Source organism: Paenibacillus sp. OT2-17, from assembly GCF_009827695.1.
Taxonomy (GTDB): domain Bacteria; phylum Bacillota; class Bacilli; order Paenibacillales; family Paenibacillaceae; genus Paenibacillus; species Paenibacillus polymyxa_B.
The window spans coordinates 1-3,749 of the sequence record NZ_WUDQ01000365.1; the positions used below are offsets into that span (position 1 = coordinate 1).

The following is a 3,749-nucleotide window of genomic DNA, read 5'->3' on the forward strand; positions in this document are numbered from 1 at the left end:
CTGGGGAATGCAGCCACACAGATGGGAATCAAGGCGATGCAAGAGTTGCAGACGCTCAATCCAGATAAGCAAACCGCCACACCAGCCATGTGTACGCTGCTCGCCCTGAATACAGCCAGTATTACGCTTATTCCTACGACGTTGATCGCGATACGGCTTAATTTTCATTCCGCACATCCGGCAGAAATCGTTGGTACAACACTGGTAGCGACCGCAATAGCCACCTTTGCCGCAATTGCGGCGGACCGTTGGTACCGTAGTCGAGAATTGCGCCGCCGTCCTCCAGCGATTCCGCCGTCCCAGACATCCTTGGCGCCACTCACCTCACCAGCATCAACATCTGCTGCCTCTTCAACAACGTCGTCCGTATCTTCACCTGCCGTTCCGCGAACGGGAATCAAGGCTGCCAAGGGCAGGGACACCACTTGGAAAGGATGAGGGAGGCATGCTTTATTTTATTAACCTCGTATCAACTTGGGCTATTCCGGTTATTCTCGCTTTTATTCCTTTATATGCATATGCCAAAAAGGTGCCTGTCTACGATTCTTTTGTGGATGGAGCTAAAGACGGCTTTTCTACCGCCATCAGCATTATTCCTCATCTCGTAGGTATGATGGTGGCGATTAGCATTTTTCGAGCATCCGGCGCTTTGGACTATTTGATCTCCTGGGTAACGCCATGGATTAAGCACTGGGGCGTACCCGGTGAGGTATTGCCTTTAGGCTTGCTTCGTCCATTGACGGGCACAGGTTCACTTGCGTTCACGACGGATCTAATTCGCACCTATGGCCCGGATTCCATGATCGGTCGGATCGCTTCAACGATTCAGGGCAGCACAGATACGACGCTGTATGTGCTAACTGTATATTTTGGTGCGGTAGGTATCCGCAATGGACGGTATGCTTTGAAGGTAGGACTATTTTCAGATGTGGTTGGTTTTGTGGCAGCCATTGCGATTTGCCTGCTTATATTTTAATTTCTGTATCGTTTTTTGAACGGGGGTTGTGATTTTGCTCATGGATGGGTATCATTAGCATGAGGTGAATTTGCGAACATGGAAAGATTGCAGAAAATATTGGCCCAAGCTGGTGTAGCTTCCAGACGTAAATGTGAGGAGCTTATTCAGGCGGGTAGCGTGGAAGTGAACGGGGTTATCGTAACTGAACTGGGAACGAAGGCAGACCCTGATCAAGATATGATTACGGTAAAGGGACGCCCGATCAAAACCGAGAAAAAAATCTATCTGATGATGAACAAACCTAAAGGAGTTATTACGAGTGCTTCCGATCCGGAAGGCCGTAAAATTGTGTCAGACTATCTGAAAGGCGTTAAGGAACGCGTATATCCGGTAGGACGTCTCGATTACGACACCGAAGGGCTGCTGTTGCTTACCAATGATGGCGAGTTCGCCAATCTGCTCACCCATCCCAAGCATCATGTGCCCAAGACATATGTGGCAACAGTCAAAGGCGTTCCGCATGGTACTGAGCTGGACAAGCTGAAAAAAGGAATCGTGCTGGAAGATGGCATTACTGCACCAGCCGAGGTAGAATATAAAGATGTAGATCCGAATGGTAAGGAGTCTGTGATCCAGATTACCATTTATGAAGGCAGAAATCGCCAGGTAAGACGGATGTTTGAGGCCATTTCACACCCAGTCATCAGACTCAAGCGGATTGCCTTCGGAGATCTTTTACTACAAAACTTGAAGCGCGGTCTGACCAGACCCCTAACTAAGGACGAAATCAACCGTCTCATTCAACTTGCCAAATCAGACAACACGAAAAAGAAACGGACAGGACGGGGGTCATAACCCCGGCCTTTTTGGTGTAAAGAGACTGTTGGATGAGAGTAAAGTTTGACCAAGCACAGGAAAATAGTAAAATAGAGAGAATGCTTTTTTTAGCGAAGGGGCTGGGAATATGTCAGAACAAAGCAACCGCATATTAATTGTAGACGATGAAGAACGCATTCGCCGCCTTCTGCGGATGTATCTGGAAAAAGAAGGATATGTAATTGACGAAGCTGAGGATGGTGAGATTGCCCTCCAAAAAGCGACTGCAAGCGATTACAGCATTATTTTGCTCGATGTAATGCTTCCGGGGATGGATGGAATTGAGGTATGTACACGGCTGCGTCAGACCAAAGCTACACCTGTGATTATGCTGACTGCCAAAGGCGAGGAAGTGAACCGTGTACAAGGCTTTGAAGTCGGAGCCGATGATTATGTGGTTAAGCCCTTTAGCCCGCGAGAAGTCATTTACCGGGTGAAGGCGATTTTACGCCGTTCGTCGGAAACTGCCTTTTTAACGAAAGAGGCGGTACCAAGCAATAGTATTGTTTTTCCGAATCTTATCATTGAGCATGATGCGCACCGGGTAACTGCGGGCGGGATTGAAATCAGTCTCACGCCTAAAGAGTACGAGCTGTTGCATTATTTGGCGGTGTCACCAGATAAAGTCTTCTCGCGCGAAGAACTGCTGAAAGACGTTTGGAATTACGAATTTTTTGGTGATCTGCGCACTGTGGATACGCATGTGAAACGGCTTCGTGAAAAGCTGAATAAGGTATCGCCAGAGGCAGCGGCTATGATTACGACCGTGTGGGGCGTAGGTTATAAGCTGGAGGTTCCAAAATAACGTGAACTTCTGGAGATCGCTGGTAGGCAAGCTGTGGATCACCATCATTTGTCTTGTAGGCTCTGTGCTTATTTTTCTAGGGCTTTTTTTATTGCCGTACATCAACAGAAATTTTGCGGCGTATGAATCGACGGAAATCAAGCATTTGTTCACCTATACATGCATTGTCGGATTTTTATTGACGACCTTTTTTGCCCTATTCCTTTTTACTAAAATCACACAGCCTATGCAGCTGTTGATTCAGGCGGCGAATGCGATTCGTGAGGGAAGGTATGATACTCGGCTTTCGCTGGTGACCAGTGATGAAATTGGAGAACTGGCGAAAACTTTTAATCATATGTCTACGGAACTGGAAGCAACGATCCGCAGTCTGAATGAGGAAAAAAACCATTTATCCAGTGTACTGCGAAGCATGTCTGATGCAGTAATCACCTTCGACAGAAGCGGACAAATCATCTTGACGAATCCGCCGGCACAAAGTCTGTTGGATATCTGGAAAAAGCTGGAGTGGCAGGAGCGTGATCTGGAGGAGTTTGGAGCTTCTGTACCTGAGCCTTTGCAGTCTCTGTTCCATACCGTTATGGACAGGGGAGAGGATGTCGGAGACTATATCCATGTCAAGAAGGGCTCCTGGTCGGTGCAGATGGCGCCTCTGTATACGGATAATGCAATCCGCGGTGCAGTAGCTGTGCTCAGAGATATTACGGAAGAAGTGAAGCTTGAGAAGATGCGGAGTGATTTTGTGGCCAACGTCTCTCATGAAATCCGTACACCTTTATCTATGATGCAGGGCTACAGCGAGGCGTTGCTGGATGGTATGGCGGGTTCACCTGAAGAATCCGAGGAGCTGGTACAGGTCATCCATGATGAATCATTTCGCATGGGAAGATTAGTCAAAGATCTGCTTGATCTGGCCCGAATGGAGGCTGGTCATACAGACATGCACCGACAGGAAGTGGATGTGAATGAGCTGATCGAGCGTGTTCATCGTAAATTTACGGTACGTTCGAAGGAACAGGGACTGACACTCGATTACCATGAGCAAGGCCAACGTTTGCTGCTGCCTGAGGCAGATGAAGACCGACTGGAGCAGGTATTGACCAATTTGCT

Annotated in this window: 4 protein-coding genes and 1 pseudogene; all 5 read left to right on the forward strand. The window is 48.0% G+C overall.

Features of this window, described 5'->3' with window-relative positions:
* Positions 1-438: pseudogene (locus GRP75_RS21280) on the forward strand (nucleoside recognition domain-containing protein); the annotation flags it as partial.
* Between the two features lie 7 nt (positions 439-445).
* A complete protein-coding gene (locus GRP75_RS21285; RefSeq protein WP_023989198.1) occupies positions 446-976 on the forward strand; it encodes a spore maturation protein in 531 nt (176 codons plus the stop codon).
* 78 nt (positions 977-1,054) lie between these two features.
* The gene (locus tag GRP75_RS21290) at positions 1,055-1,813 is read left to right on the forward strand and encodes a pseudouridine synthase (RefSeq protein ID WP_013310759.1); all 759 of its coding nucleotides are present in this window, start codon (positions 1,055-1,057) and stop codon (positions 1,811-1,813) included.
* A gap of 109 nt (positions 1,814-1,922) precedes the next feature.
* Positions 1,923-2,639: a response regulator transcription factor gene (locus GRP75_RS21295; RefSeq protein ID WP_013310758.1), complete on the forward strand. Its 717-nt coding sequence runs from the start codon at positions 1,923-1,925 to the stop codon at positions 2,637-2,639.
* A 1-nt stretch (position 2,640) separates the two neighbouring features.
* Positions 2,641-3,749 (forward strand): histidine kinase dimerization/phospho-acceptor domain-containing protein (locus tag GRP75_RS21300; protein ID WP_160790292.1); only part of this gene is annotated, 1,109 nt, incomplete at its 3' end.